The 13,444-nt window shown below is 50.5% G+C and carries 12 protein-coding genes; 7 read left to right on the top strand and 5 right to left on the bottom strand.

Annotation, left to right across the window (positions count from 1 at the left end):
- The first annotated feature begins 16 nt into the window (after positions 1–16).
- From argA to cpdA, 3 genes are read left to right on the top strand one after another with little or no spacing between them, the layout of a single operon-like run.
- On the top strand, positions 17–1,330 hold the full coding sequence (gene argA, locus METH11B_RS0106290; protein WP_026601299.1) for an amino-acid N-acetyltransferase: 1,314 nt from the start codon (positions 17–19) through the stop codon (positions 1,328–1,330).
- A gap of 38 nt (positions 1,331–1,368) precedes the next feature.
- The gene (locus METH11B_RS0106295) at positions 1,369–1,821 is read left to right on the top strand and encodes a GDP-mannose mannosyl hydrolase (protein WP_026601300.1); all 453 of its coding nucleotides are present in this window, start codon (positions 1,369–1,371) and stop codon (positions 1,819–1,821) included.
- A gap of 3 nt (positions 1,822–1,824) precedes the next feature.
- Positions 1,825–2,613 (top strand): 3',5'-cyclic-AMP phosphodiesterase, encoded by a 789-nt coding sequence (gene cpdA / locus METH11B_RS0106300; protein ID WP_026601301.1) that lies wholly within the window; start codon positions 1,825–1,827, stop codon positions 2,611–2,613.
- On the opposite strand, the gene METH11B_RS0106305 is transcribed toward cpdA, so the two are convergent.
- Positions 2,610–3,137 (bottom strand): RNA pyrophosphohydrolase, encoded by a 528-nt coding sequence (locus METH11B_RS0106305; protein ID WP_020482442.1) that lies wholly within the window; start codon positions 3,135–3,137, stop codon positions 2,610–2,612. The genes cpdA and METH11B_RS0106305 overlap by 4 nt on opposite strands.
- 153 nt (positions 3,138–3,290) lie before the next feature.
- Here METH11B_RS0106305 and METH11B_RS0106310 point away from each other — a divergent pair, with 153 nt between their 5' ends.
- A complete protein-coding gene (locus METH11B_RS0106310) occupies positions 3,291–3,947 on the top strand; it encodes an HAD family hydrolase (protein WP_026601302.1) in 657 nt (218 codons plus the stop codon).
- A gap of 60 nt (positions 3,948–4,007) precedes the next feature.
- On the opposite strand, the gene METH11B_RS0106315 is transcribed toward METH11B_RS0106310, so the two are convergent.
- The gene (locus tag METH11B_RS0106315; protein ID WP_020482444.1) at positions 4,008–4,238 is read right to left on the bottom strand and encodes a sulfurtransferase TusA family protein; all 231 of its coding nucleotides are present in this window, start codon (positions 4,236–4,238) and stop codon (positions 4,008–4,010) included.
- Positions 4,239–4,312: 74 nt separating this feature from the next.
- Here METH11B_RS0106315 and cysG point away from each other — a divergent pair, with 74 nt between their 5' ends.
- Positions 4,313–5,704, top strand: coding sequence for a siroheme synthase CysG (gene cysG, locus METH11B_RS0106320; protein ID WP_026601303.1), 1,392 nt, complete (start codon positions 4,313–4,315; stop codon positions 5,702–5,704).
- 207 nt (positions 5,705–5,911) lie between these two features.
- Positions 5,912–6,247 (top strand): c-type cytochrome, encoded by a 336-nt coding sequence (locus METH11B_RS0106325; RefSeq protein WP_020482446.1) that lies wholly within the window; start codon positions 5,912–5,914, stop codon positions 6,245–6,247.
- Between the two features lie 77 nt (positions 6,248–6,324).
- On the opposite strand, the gene METH11B_RS0106330 is transcribed toward METH11B_RS0106325, so the two are convergent.
- The 3 genes from METH11B_RS0106330 to waaA form a co-directional block, all read right to left on the bottom strand.
- Positions 6,325–6,939 (bottom strand): hypothetical protein, encoded by a 615-nt coding sequence (locus tag METH11B_RS0106330; protein WP_020482447.1) that lies wholly within the window; start codon positions 6,937–6,939, stop codon positions 6,325–6,327.
- Between the two features lie 144 nt (positions 6,940–7,083).
- On the bottom strand, positions 7,084–8,295 hold the full coding sequence (locus METH11B_RS0106335; RefSeq protein ID WP_026601304.1) for an argininosuccinate synthase: 1,212 nt from the start codon (positions 8,293–8,295) through the stop codon (positions 7,084–7,086).
- Positions 8,296–8,392: 97 nt separating this feature from the next.
- Positions 8,393–9,652 (bottom strand): lipid IV(A) 3-deoxy-D-manno-octulosonic acid transferase, encoded by a 1,260-nt coding sequence (gene waaA, locus METH11B_RS0106340; RefSeq protein WP_026601305.1) that lies wholly within the window; start codon positions 9,650–9,652, stop codon positions 8,393–8,395.
- A 636-nt stretch (positions 9,653–10,288) separates the two neighbouring features.
- On the opposite strand from waaA, the gene METH11B_RS28385 reads away from it, so the two are divergent.
- Positions 10,289–13,063, top strand: a complete 2,775-nt coding sequence (locus METH11B_RS28385) for a methyl-accepting chemotaxis protein (protein ID WP_026601306.1) — start codon at positions 10,289–10,291, stop codon at positions 13,061–13,063.
- Positions 13,064–13,444: the final 381 nt, after the last annotated feature.

The raw sequence follows: 13,444 nt of genomic DNA on the forward strand, positions 1-13,444 counted from the left end.
GATTTGTAAACATTCCATGGAACATCAATCAACTTTCGTTAATTGGTTCAGAAATTCATCGCCCTACATCCACGCGCACCGCAACCGCACCTTTGTGATTTTTTTCGGCGGCAACGCGGTGACGGAGCCGGATTTCGACAATCTGATTCACGACTTCGCGTTGCTGAGAAGCCTGGGTGTCAGGTTGGTGCTGGTGCACGGCATTCGCCCACAGATCGACGAACAAGTCACCGGACATGGCAACACGCCGCAGTTTCACCACCATTTACGCATCACCGACGCGACCACACTGCAATATGTGAAGCAAGCAGCCGGACTGGTGCGGGTGGAAATTGAAGCGCTGTTATCGATGGGTGTTTCCGGATCGCCGATGGCTGGTGCGAAGATACGCGTGGCATCCGGCAATTTTGTTACCGCCAAACCTTTGGGGATATTGGACGGCATCGACTATTGTCATACCGGCAAGGTGCGGCGCATCGACGCCCAAGCCATCCATCAGCAACTTGATCAGCAGAATGTGGTGTTGATTTCGCCCGTCGGCTATTCGCCCAGCGGCGAGGTATTCAACCTGTCGGCCGAGGAAGTGGCAACCGAAGTAGCCATCGCCTTGCAAGCCGAAAAGTTGATTTTGTTGACCGAACAAAACTGCTTATCGCCTGCCGATAACCAGCCGATCCAACAGCTCACAACGGCTCAGGTATCAACACTCTTGCAAGATACACCGACGCTGCCGGACGAAGTCGCCCGCTCGCTGCGGGCTGCGATGCAAAGCTGCGAAAAAGGCGTACAGCGCGCGCACCTGATCAATCGGCATGTGGATGGCGCCCTACTCCTGGAACTGTTTACCCGCGACGGTATCGGCACGCTGATTAGCTCCACCGCATTCGAAACCATACGGCCGGCAACATTGGACGACATCGGCGGCATCATGGAATTGATCAAGCCGCTTGAAGCACAAGGCATCTTGGTCAAGCGCTCTCGCGAAAAACTGGAAATGGAAATCGGCGACTACATCGTCATCGAGCGCGACGGCTTGATCATCGGCTGCACGGCGTTTCACGTAATGAACGACGGCAACAGTGCGGAAATTGCCTGCCTGGCGGTGCATACCGACTATCAAAAAGGCGCGCGCGGTAACAGCTTATTGGAGTATCTCGGCAATAAAGCCAAAACCGAGCATATCCACCGCTTGTTCGTGCGTTCCACACAAACCGTGCATTGGTTTGTCGAACGCGGTTTTAAACCCTGCGACATCGACGATTTGCCCGAGCCTATGAAAAGCGCTTACAGCTATCAGCGCAATTCCAAGGTATTGTATAAAGACGTTTAACATCACCCTCCACCCACTCTCAACTCGCGGAATCTAGGATGCTCCATAAACAGGATTTTCTGACAGTCGTAAAAAACACGCCCTTAGTTGCTATCGATTTAATTGTACGTTCCAGCAAGGACGCAATATTGATGGGCATGCGCGTGAATGAACCGGCGGCAGGCTATTGGTTCGTACCCGGCGGCAGAATTTATAAATCCGAAACCCTGGAAAATGCGTTTCAAAGAATCACCGAAACCGAATTAGGCACTGCCTACGGCATCGAAAGCGCCGAGTTACTGGGTGCTTTTACTCATCTCTACGAAACGAATTTTGCCAAACAACCGGGCATTAGTACCCATTACGTGGTTTTAGGCTATCAATTGCGACTGGATATCGATATTAATCAGTTACCGGCACAACAACACGCTAACTACCGCTGGTTTGGCAAACATGAAGACTTGAGGGAAGTTCATCCTAACAGCCAAGCCTACTACCCCTATCTGCGCTGAACAATGCCAATCTTAAAAGTCTTGCAGCTGACAGACCTGCATATATTGCCGCATGCCGGCGATAAAATGCTCGGCATAGACACCGAACAGTATTTCCAAGAGGCCCTAGCCCACGCGCATGCCACTCACGGCCCATTCGATCTGATTTTATTAACCGGTGATTTGGGCCAAGACCCTAGCGCTGATAGCTACCGGCGAATTTGCAAGCATCTGCAAACTTATCAAACACCTTGCCTGTGTTTGCCGGGCAATCATGACGACTGGGAACTGATGGAAACCGAGCTGAACGTAGGCTTCGTCAGTTGCCGCAAACACCTGCTGCTAAAAAATTGGCAGATTATTGCTTTAAACAGCCAAAAACCCGGCAGTCCCGCTGGGTTTGTATCTCAGGAAGAACTGGTATTTTTACAGCAAACGCTAAGCACAAATGACATGCCTGTCCTGCTGGCGGTACACCATCATTGCGTTGCCAGTGGGAGCAGTTGGATGGATACGATGCAAATTGAGAACGGTGAGGCATTGCTGGCAATAGCGGAACGCTTTGTGCAGGTTAAAGCCATCACCTGCGGTCATTTACATCAGGAAATGCAAACTAATCATGAACAAATAGCAATATTCGCCACACCGGCCAGCTGTTTTCAGTTCAAACCTTTTGCCACCGAGTTTGAACTGGACTCGCTAGCACCTGGCTACAGGGTCTTTGAATTGGGCGATGACGGCGACTTGCGATCCAGGTGCTATCGCCTGCCCATCAGCATGAACGACTTACAAACCAACTTGCACAGTTACTAACCAAACGCCAATCTTCCGGACAAATAACTCTCGGCGTTGACGCCAACATCGTTGGCAATCAGCAAAGCCCCTAATTCGTCCATCGCTTTGCGGTACACCCGGCGTTTGAAGTAAACCACGTCTTTCAGCGGATACCAGTACTCCACCCACTTCCAGTTATCGAACTCCTGCTTGTGCCCGCAATCGAACCTGACATTCGATTCATCTGTCATCAAGCGCAAAATAAACCAAATCTGCTTCTGACCGATGCACAAGGGCGTAGAATTTTTGCGGATATACCGATCCGGCAATTTATAGCGCAACCAATAACGGGTGCGCCCCAGCAACTGCACATGCTCTGCACACAAGCCGGTTTCCTCCCACAACTCCCGATACATCGCGGTTTCCGGATCCTCGTCGCCATCAATTCCGCCTTGCGGAAACTGCCACGAGTTAGCGCCTTTGCGCTTTGCCCAAAACACACGACCCTCGTCATTGCAAAGGATAATGCCGACATTAGGCCGGTATCCTTTCGAGTCTATCATGTAAAAACCTGTATTATTTGCCGCCCTGTTGCTAATGCCTGGATGTTAAAATTAACAACGGCACGGCCATTAAAATGAATGGCGCAATTGTTCCACAAATAACCGGCGGACGCCACAGGCCGCTACTTTTTTCTTTATGACGACGGATTTGCCGTGAGCTTAGCGATTTTTGATCTGGATAACACGCTGATCGCCGATGACAGCGATTTTTTATGGGGCCAATTCTTGGTCGACCGCGGCATTGTCGACAAAGAGCAGTATGAACAGGCCAATAAAAAATTCTACGAGGATTACAAACAGGGCACGTTGGATATTGTCGAGTTTTTGCATTTCTCACTAGCGCCGCTGGCGCAGCACGACGCCGAGCAACTGTACCGCTGGCGCGCGGAATTCGTCGAAACGCTGATCGAGCCGATCACACTCGACGCCGCACGGACTTTGGTAGAAAAGCATCGCGCGGCCGGCGATACCTTACTGGTGATCACCGCCACCAATCGCTTCGTCACCGAACCTATTGTGAAACTTTACGGTATCGACAACCTACTGGCTACCACACCGGAATTTGTCGATGGTCGCTACACCGGGAAATTCAACGGTACGCCTTGCTTTCAGCAAGGAAAAGTCGTGCAGCTAAACGACTGGTTGGCCAATTCCACGGAAACGCTGGCAGGCAGTTGGTTCTACAGCGATTCGCATAACGATTTGCCGCTATTGAACTTGGTCGATCAACCGGTTGCCGTCGATCCCGACGAAAAACTACGGAAAGTTGCTCGGCAAGCAAACTGGCCGATTATTAGCTTGAGGAAATAGAAGCTGCGGACAAGGTTCAAAAGAAGCGCCATTTTGAACCTTTATAATATTGAATCGCTTCTATTTTTTCTGTATAAAGAACACTTGTTTGTCGGCTTCCTTGAATATCTTCAGCGGGATATGTCCGGCCTGATCGATATAGACACCAAAGTCCAAATGGGCCGCCGGATCGGTAGCAATCACTTTGACTACCCTGCCGCTTTCCACTTCCATAATCGCCTTTTTCAAACGCAGCAACGGTAACGGACATTGCAACCCGCTGGCATCGACTTCCAAATCAAATTCGATCATAGTGGTGTTCACTCAACTGTTCTTTAGACAACGCTTATAATAACACCAACCCCAGACCACGAAAATCAAGCACCATGGATTACTTCCCGCTTTTCTTAAAACTAAAAGACCAGCCATGCCTGGTTGTAGGCGCCGGCGAAATCGCCTCGCGTAAAATCGAGCTATTGGCAAAAACCGGGGCGCGAATTACCGTGGTAGCTCTGGAAATTGGCGCCAGCGTCGCAGAGATGGGCCAAGATAATCGCGTACTTATCCAAGAAAAAGCCTTTGCAGCGGATGATGTGAAAGGCATGCGCGTGGTTATATCCGCCACCAACCAGCGCACGATCAACGAAGCGGTCGCTCAAGCGGCTACAGCGCAGAATATTCCAGTGAACGTGGTCGATAATCCTGATTTGTGCAGTTTCATCTTTCCGGCGATTGTTGATCGCTCGCCATTAATCGTAGCCGTGTCTTCTGGCGGCGTCTCCCCGGTGCTGGCACGTTTGCTACGCTCCAAGGTGGAAAGCACCATTCCCGGCGCGTTCGGGCTGCTGGCGCAGTTTGCCGAGGATTTTCGGGCATTGGTTAAGGAACGACTAAAAGAACCTAACCGCCGCCGAGTATTCTGGGAAGACGCATTGCAGGGCCATATCGCCGAATTGGTGTTTTCCGGCCGCCGCGAGCAAGCTGCCACAGAATTGCAAGCCAAACTCGATGCAGCGGAGCAGACGCAAAATCGCGGCGAGGTGTATTTGATCGGCGCCGGCCCCGGCGATCCGGATTTACTGACTTTCCGAGCCCTGCGTTTAATGCAGCAAGCGGATGTGATTGTCTATGACAGGCTTGTATCCGCGGAAATATTGGAGATGGTGCGACGCGACGCGGAAAAAATCTACGTGGGCAAACAACGCAGCAATCACAGCCTGCCGCAAGAATCGATCAACGAGCTGCTGGCCAATCTGGCTCTTTCAGGCAAACGCGTCGCCCGCTTGAAAGGCGGAGATCCGTTTATTTTCGGCCGGGGTGGCGAGGAAATCGAGACCCTGATGCAACAAGGCATTCAATTTCAAGTCGTACCCGGCATTACCGCCGCAGCCGGTTGCGCCAGCTATGCAGGCATACCGCTGACGCATCGAGACCATGCGCAGTCCTGCACCTTCGTGACCGGGCATTTAAAAGACGGCAATATCAACCTGAACTGGAGCCAGCTAGCCTCGCCCAATCAGACCATCGTGATTTACATGGGCTTGGTCGGTCTGGAGACTATCTGTCAATCGTTGATCGAACACGGCTGCCCCGCCGATCAACCGATTGCGCTGATCCAGCAAGGCACTACCCGCCATCAGCGGGTCATTACCGGCACCTTGGGCGACATGCCTAAACGCGTCGAAAACGCAGACATCAAACCGCCGACCTTGATCATAGTCGGCACCGTCGTGCGCCTGCGCAAACAGTTGGAATGGTTTCAACCAAGCCAAAACTAAGCGCGCGTGAATTTTTCCCTATTTCAGACGATGTTAAGTTTTACTTGGAAAAATCAGCCCGCAAACCCGGTAAAGGCGCGAACGACAGAGAAAATCGATTGAATTTTTCGCTAAAGTTCCCTATCCTTTACCCGCTTAATTTCCCAATGAACTGCCTATGCAAATAACAATATGCAGTTCTTTTTTTAAACACAACGAGAGAATCATATGAAAAAATCATTCGGTTTATTAGTAGGCGCAGCTTTGATCGCTATCAGCGGACAAGTTGCAGCTAACGAAGCGGAAGAAATCGGCGCAAAAATTTATGAGCGTGCTTTCGGTCGTGGCTGCGGCGCTTGCCATGACATCGCTTCCAACCCACAATTATCGGCCTTGATCAGCGCCGGCAAACTGCCTAAAGACCAGTTCGCTAAAGTTCTGAAAGAAGGCAAAAACGGCATGCCTAAAGCTGTTGCAGCTATCATGGAAGTCGGTCCTGTGAAAAAAGCAGGTTACACCGAAGACCAAGCTATCGATGCAGTTTACGAATATCTGAAAAAATAATCGTAGCCTTTCGGGGCAAAGAAAAAGCCGCTACCCTTTCGGATAGCGGCTTTTTTATGTCATAAAGAATATGCCAATTAATCTTGTTTACTGAGATACGCCTGTTGACTACGTTGATGGGTCAACCGGTAACGGTTGCGCAGCCAAACTCCGGCAATCGCCGCAATCATCAATCCACAAGACACAAAGGTCAGATAGACCAAATCCTTAATGTCATTCAGTTCTTTGATCAGAACTTGATTGACAGCCGCGCCTTCGACCTTGGCCGGCGAATCAACAGAATAAGTCGTCAGTATCTTCACATCGCCTTTCAAATCCTGAATGGTCTCCAGGGAATCGGCGACGCTACCCTTTTTGATATTCTCTTCCAGGGCTCTTAATTTGCTGTCGATGGAACCGCTTAACAAGCCGAACAACTGGCCTTTCAAGGCGCTAATCTCGGCGGATAGCACCGGATTTTGGGTAGCGTAGGCTGTCGAGATAGCCTGGTGCTTTTGGATCTCGGTCAACAGATTTTGTTTAGGTAGTAATACAAAACCCAACAAAAAAACCGCCGCCATCAACGCCAGAACCAGCATTAACAAAAAGCGATTAGCCTTCATCAGCGCCTGATGCTGATGGGCGCGCAGATAGACTATCTCATGCTTATCGGTATTGACATCATCCAGATTAATCTCAGGCATATCGCTCATTATTCTTTTAGTGTTGCTAATCGGGAAGCTCTATATATATCACCTAGAGCACGCGGCGCCTAAACGGCACCCCATGCCCAACGGAAATACATCGGCGCATTATACAAGCTAAATCAAAAATGTCCTGTTTTATACAAACCGCAATCAACGGCCTTTCTTAGCGGCAATCCGCATTCTCAAGGCATTCAGTTTGATAAAGCCTTCGGCATCTTTTTGGTTATAAGCGCCGCCATCTTCTTCAAAAGTAGCAATATTTTCATCGAACAGGCTATTGGTTTCCGAGGCCCGACCGACCACGACCACATTGCCTTTATACAATTTCACCCGCACCTTGCCGTTAACATTGACCTGCGAAGCATCGATCATGGTTTGCAACAGCGCCCGCTCCGGACTCCACCAGTAACCGTTGTAAATCAAGGACGCATAACGCGGCATCAATTCGTCTTTTAAATGCGCTACTTCGCGGTCCAGGGTCAGCGATTCGATGGCCCGATGCGCTTTCAACATCACGGTACCGGCTGGTGTTTCGTAGCAGCCTCTGGACTTCATACCGACATAGCGATTTTCGACGATGTCCAGGCGTCCCACACCGTTAGCGCCGGCGATTTTATTTAACTTCTCCATCACTTGATGCGGGGAATGCGGCACATCGTCGATGGCGACGATATCACCATTCTGATAGGTAAGCTCGACGTAGGTGGCTTGATCCGGGGCATTTTCCGGTGACACAGTCCAGCGCCACATATCTTCTTCCGGCTCCGTCCACGGATTTTCCAAGATACGGCCTTCGTAAGAAATGTGCAGCGAGTTGGCATCCATGGAATACGGCGAGGTTTTGCCTTTTTTCATTTCCACTGAAATGCCGTGTTGCTCGGCGTAGTCCAGCAGTTTTTGCCGTGAATTCAAATCCCATTCGCGCCACGGCGCGATCACTTTGATGTCCGGACGCAAGGCGTAGGCGCCCAGTTCGAAACGCACCTGGTCGTTGCCTTTGCCGGTCGCACCATGGGAAATCGCATCGGCGCCGGTTTCGTTGGCAATTTCGATCAGGCGCTTAGCGATCAAAGGCCTGGCAATCGAGGTACCGAGCAGATACTCGCCTTCGTAAATCGTATTGGCACGAAACATCGGAAATACGAAATCGCGAGCAAATTCCTCGCGCAAATCGTCGATATAAATTTCCTTGATGCCGGCCGCTGTGGCTTTGGCGCGAGCCGGATCCAACTCTTCGCCCTGACCGATGTCGGCGGTAAATGTCACCACTTCACAGTCGTACACATCTTGTAGCCACTTCAAAATAACCGAGGTATCCAAACCACCGGAATAGGCCAACACCACTTTTTTAATATCCGACATAATGCGCTTCACACCTTTTACAAATTAAAAAACTGGCGAATTATAACGGAAAACCTCAATGAATTGCCCGCTAACCACCCTAACCCAAGCGTAAAACTTACAGGTACTCCGCCAACAATCCCGCCACCCGTTTTGTAGCGCCCTGGTTATTTTGTACAAACAACCTGCCGTTATCGATCAATCTGTTTCTAAACGCTATGTCTCGATAGAGACGCAACACGGCATCCATTATGGCTTGGCGATCTCGACACTGTATCGCCCCTTCCAAGGCTAAAATCCGCTCGGCAATTTCCTGAAAATTAAACATTTCCGGGCCAAATAACACCGGTACGCCAATGACGGCCGGTTCCAGCACGTTGTGTCCGCCCACCGGCACCAGACTACCGCCGATAAAAGCCAGATCGGCAGCGGCATATAACATTTTCAGCTCGCCCATGCTGTCGGCGATATAAACATCGGTTTGCTCGTGACACTGCCTTTGCTCGCTACGCATCACCACTGCAAAACCCTGCTGTTCGCAGAGCTTTTTAACCGTTTGAAAACGCTCGGGATGACGCGGCACAATCAATAACAGCAATTCGGGTATCGATACTTTAAGAACCGGATAAAGCGCTAGAAATATCTCTTCTTCGCCCTGATGAGTGCTGGCGACAATCCAAACCCAGCGTTTTGCGAATAACTGCTGCTTGAGCGCTCGCCCCTCCGCGATAACGGCGGCGTCTATCGTCACATCAAACTTAATATTACCCAACACTTGAACTTGCTGAGGAACGGCGCCGATTTCGATAAATCGTAAGCGGTCCTCATCTGTTTGCACAGCAACAGTGCTGACGCAAGCCAACGCCGGCTTTACCAGTCCGGGAATTTTTCGATAAGACCGCGCGGAACGCGCCGATAATCTGGCATTGACGATAAACAACGGGATATTCTGCGCTGCGCAGGCAACAAACAAATTGGGCCAGATTTCCTTTTCCATCATGACCGCTAGTCGGGGTCGAAAACATTTCAAAAAACGCTCAACCACAAACGGCAGATCATACGGTAGATAGACATGCTCAACTTGACCGGCCAATGCCGTCCGCACCCTGGCAGAACCGGTTGGCGTGGTGGTGGTAACGAGTACCGGCAACTGCGGATGGCAGTGACGCAAATGTGCGATTAACGGGAAAGCAGCTTCCGCCTCCCCCACTGAAACAGCATGTATCCAGATTACCCCCTGCCTGGACGGCATTTGGTAAAAGCCCAAGCGCTCTAACCAGCGTTGCCGGTATTGCGGCGCCTTGCAGCCCCGCCAATACAGTCGCAATAAAACAGCAGGCAACAACAATCCATAAAGCAGCGTGTATAGGTTACGCATTACATCCGTTCTCGCAAATTATTGGGTTAAACAATGCAATCTTAAACTATTAACCGGCCAATTTCGCCCGTAAGCTACCTTTAACAGCCACATCGAAATCGTTTAAGCGTGCAGATAAAACGACGACCCGGCATCCAATCCTTCATTTGCGGAAGCATCCGCCAAGCATGACAGCCTCTAGTGCTCCGCGGATATTTAAAAGCATAGTCAGGATCGAAACTACGTCGCGCAGCCACATTGCTAACACAGTTGTTTAGTCGCTGCATATAAGCTATTCCCGTCTATACTGATCGTCGGACCAGCCCCATCAAGGTAAATTTATTTCGCTACTCAGAGACTCACGCACCAGTCAACCTAACTGGAGCGATAGGGTTATATACCCGAAAGACGGCTTTTGGATTCAACTGACAGCAAAGTATTTTTTACGCTCATGTTCAATTCTGGTTTTGGCATTGAATCGAGATCGCAGCGCAGCGGTTTCCAAATAGCCTTCGCTCTTCCCCTTATACCCGGAGACCAAACAACAAGTCAGATCCAATTTGCTTTTGAAAGTGCGTTACATCTAGCAAGAGGAGTAATTCGGCATCTTGCAACCATGTTTTAATTTCGAACAAAACCAACCGAGGAGATCGATTTATGAAGTTAACTCATTTGTTTTCAAGCCATAAACAAGCAGCGGAAAAACAGACCACCCTCGAAATAGAAAGGGTCGCCCAGGCCATCGTCGCCGGGCAATGGGATGCACGCGTCAATACTGCGGGATTTGCCGAGAACAGCATGCAATTCGGTCATGCGATTAATCAGATATTGGATGCCGTTACCCAACCGTTCAATGCAGTTGCCGATTGCATCGAACAAATCGCCACCGGCGCCGTTCCGGCTAAAATCAGCGATCATTACCGAGGCGATTTCAACACACTCAAAAACCACCTCAATCAGCTTATAGAGGCTATCGCCCAGCAATCAACCGCCGCCCAGGCCATTGCCGATGGGAATTTCTCTATTCATATCAATGTTCGCTCCGAACACGATGCTCTGGCGAAAAGCTTGGTCAAAGTCGTTGATGTGCAGCAGAACTTGAAAACCGAACTCCAGCGTCTGACCGGGGCGTCAAAAGACGGCCAACTAACCGAAAGGGGTAACCCGGCACAATTCAAAGGCGCTTACGCCGAAGTCATTCATGGGGTCAACCAAATGTTGGACGCCATTCTGCTGCCGATTGGCGAGGGTAATCGCATTCTGGCGCAGATTTCTAGCGGAAAAATCGATGAATTGATCAACGACACTTACCGGGGCGATCACGAGAAAATGAAACAGGCCGTTAACAATGTCGCCACCACCTTGCAAGGCTTGCAACATGAATTGCAACGTCTCACCATCGCTTCCAGACAGGGACAGCTTACCGAGCGGGGTAAAGTCGAACAGTTTAAAGGCGCCTATGCGGAAGTCATCGGCAGCGTCAATGAAATGCTGGATGCCATTCTGCTACCGATTGGCGAGGGTAATCGAATTCTGGCGCAAATTTCCGGCGGCAAAATCGATGAATTGATCGAACAAACCTACCAAGGCGATCACGAGAAAATGAAACTGGCTGTCAACAACGTCGCCATCTCGATACAAGGTCTGCAAAAAGAGCTGCAAAGACTCCAAGACGCCTCCAGCGAAGGACAATTATCCAAACGCGGCAACACCGAGCAATTTAAAGGCGCCTACTCCGAAGTCATCGGCGGTGTCAATCAAATGCTGGACGCCATTCTCCTACCTATCGGGGAAGGCAATCGCATCCTGGCGCAGATTTCCGGCGGCAAAATCGACGAATTGATCGAGCAAACTTACCGGGGCGATCACGAAAAAATGAAGTTAGCGGTCAACAATATGGCAATCACCTTGCAAGGCCTGCAGAGAGAGTTGCGCCGTTTAACCACAGCATCCGGGAATGGTGAACTCTCAGAAAGAGGCAAAGCCGAGCAGTTTAAAGGCGCTTACGCCGAGATTATTAGCGGTGTCAACGATATGCTGGATGCAATCCTGATTCCCATCGGCGAAGGCAACCGCATTTTACGTATGATCAGGGGCGGCGATTTACGCCAACGCGTGGAAATCGCCTGTAAAGGCGACCATGACCAGATGAAACAAGCCGTTAACGGCGTACACAGCTGGCTATCGGATTTAATCGCTTACGTTACCAAGCTCGCCAACGGTGACATGACCGCGGAAATGGGCAAGGCATCAAACGACGACCAAATCCATGAATGGCTGATGCTGCTAAAAAGAAATGTTCAGGCTTTGGTATCCGATGCCGACAAACTCTCGATTGCCGCCGTGGAAGGCCGCTTACAAACCCGCGCCGACGCCGGCAAACATCAGGGCGACTTCCGTAAGATCGTGGAAGGCTTCAACAATACCATGGACGGCGTCATTCTGCCGCTCAACGAAGCGGTAGAAGTCCTAACATTGGTTGAACAAGGCGATCTGACCCGGAAAGTCAAAGGTGACTACAAAGGCCAGCTTAATGACTTTAAAGATACGGTCAACAATACCATTACCAAACTTTCACAAACCATCGCCGAAGTCGTCAGCGCCGCCGATCAGTTGGGAAATGCCTCCGGACAAATCAGCGCCACCTCGCAATCCTTATCGCAAGCATCCAGCGAACAGGCGGCCGGCGTCGAGGAAACCACGGCCAGTATCGAACAAATGGCGGCAAGCATTAACCAGAACGCGGAAAACGCCAAAGTCACCGACGGTATAGCCGGCAAGGCCAACCAGGAAGCCATCGAAGGCGGTATCGCCGTTAAACAGACGGTGACCGCCATGAAAGACATCGCGAGCCGAATTGGCATCATCGATGACATTGCCTATCAAACCAATATGCTGGCCCTCAACGCCGCCATTGAAGCGGCTCGGGCCGGCGATCATGGCAAAGGCTTCGCGGTTGTGGCGGCGGAAGTCCGGAAACTGGCGGAGCGGAGCCAGATAGCGGCACAAGAAATCGGTCAACTGGCGGGGAACAGCGTGAAGACCGCCGAAAGCGCCGGCCAATTGCTGGACGCCATCGTGCCCAGCATCGCTAAGACCTCGGATCTGGTGCAAGAAATTGCGGCGGCCTCTCAGGAACAATCCGCAGGCGTAAAGCAGGTTAATATCGCCATGAGTCAGATGAATCAAATTACGCAGCAAAATGCTTCTGCGAGCGAGGAATTGGCGGCAACCGCAGAAGAAATGACCAGCCAAGCCTTGCAATTACAGAATCTGATGAGCTTTTTCAAAATCAAAGATTTACAACCAACGCTTTCCCGCAATACCACAAGAACGCCGCCTAAATCGCTAAAGGCAATAGTGCCGGCTCCGCATATTAATCACGCAGACAATGCTGATGGGTACGACATTAACCATTTCGAACGATTCTAGTGATTAGTTAGTGACTGAGACCGGGTAGATCATCCTTTAACATTTTTTCTCCATAAATTAAGTCTTAAGCATATAAGACTGTTTCCTGAGAGCTTTGTCGAAGGACAAGCGGGATTTTTCAATCACGGCGGAGAGTATGTTGCAGGCCCTCCATGCTTCGACCTTGCTCAGCACGAACAGTCTACCCCCAACGGCTATTTTTAGGTTGATCGGCACAGCGGCAAAACGGTATCGGTGATGCAATTGGCTAAGATACCGCGGACCGGACCAAACATGCGTGTACGCTTTGACGTGAGGTAGCAACAACGTGGCGTGGGTATCAGCCCAATAATTAGCAACGGGTAGACAAGACCAACCAGCTTTGGCTCATGGATTGAGCCG

The organism is Methylomonas sp. 11b (assembly GCF_000515215.1).
Taxonomy (GTDB): Bacteria; Pseudomonadota; Gammaproteobacteria; order Methylococcales; family Methylomonadaceae; genus Methylomonas.